The organism is Limnohabitans sp. JirII-29, assembly GCF_003063395.1.
Taxonomy (GTDB): Bacteria; Pseudomonadota; Gammaproteobacteria; order Burkholderiales; family Burkholderiaceae_C; genus Limnohabitans.
Genome location: NZ_NESB01000030.1, coordinates 1 through 1118, shown reverse-complemented (window position 1 = coordinate 1118; position 1118 = coordinate 1). Strand labels below are relative to the sequence as shown.

The window sequence follows — 1118 nt, the reverse complement described above, 5'->3', positions numbered from 1 at the left end:
GTGACGTTCATGCTGTAGCCCGCACCTGCCACGGTGGAGCCGCTGGTGGTGATGACGTTGTTGCCGGTGAGTGCGGTGTCGGCACCCAGCGTCACAGCACCTGAGTAGGTCTGGTTGCCTGTGGTGTTGACGCTGCTGCCGTTCAAAGCAATGGCGCTGGCGCTGACGTTGAGTGTTGTCAGGGCGTTGGTGTTACCCAATGCGCCATTGAAGACCGCCGAGCCGTTGGCCCCAGAGGCGTTGACGGTGAGGGCGCGTGCGGTGCTGTCACTGTCAACAGGGCCGTTGGTGGTGATCACGGCGTTGGTACCGCTGGCCGAGACGGTGGCATCGCTGCCCAGCGTCATGGCACCTGCATAGCTTTGATTGCCGGTAGAGCTGACGTTGGCGGCCAGACGCGTGGTGCCGCTGACGTTGACGCTGCTGACGTTGGTCACATCTCCGCCGAGGTTGGCGTTGCCTGTGACGTTCATGCTGAAGCCCGCACCTGCCACGGTAGAGCCGCTGGTGGTGATGACGTTGTTGCCGGTGAGTGCCGTGTCCGCGCCCAGCGTCACCGCACCTGCATAGGTCTGGTTGCCTGTGGTGTTGACGCTGCTGCCGTTCAAGCCGATGTTGGCAGCGGTCAGGTTGAGGGAGGCCAGCGCGTTGTTGTTGCCCAGCGCAGCGTTGACCACGGCAGAGCCGTTGGCCCCAGAGGCGTTGACGGTGAGCGCCCGTGCGGTGCTGTCACTGTTGACGGCGTTGTTGGTGGTGATCACGGCATTGGCACCGCTGGCCGAGAGGGTGGTGTCTGCGCCCAAGGTGACGAGACCGGTGTAGGACTGGTTGCCTGTGGTGTTGACGGTGCTGCCGTTCAAGGCAATCGCGCTGGCGCTGGTGTTCAAGCTGGCCAGTGCGGCGGTGTTGCCCAGTGCGCCACTGAAGACCGCCGAGCCATTGGCCCCCGAGGCATTGACGGTGAGGGCACGTGCGGTGCTGTCGCTGTTGATTGTGCTGCCGGTGTTAATCACCGCATTGGCAGCGCTGGCCAACAAGGTGGCATCGCTGCCCAGCGTCATGGCACCTGCATAGCTTTGATTGCCGGTAGAACTGACATTGGCGGCCAGACGCGTGGT

The 1118-nt window shown here is 63.5% G+C and carries 1 protein-coding gene; it reads right to left on the bottom strand.

The window, feature by feature from the left end:
• Positions 1 to 1118, bottom strand: a 1118-nt coding sequence (locus B9Z39_RS17040) for a hypothetical protein (protein ID WP_199221246.1), incomplete at both ends; no start/stop codon positions are given.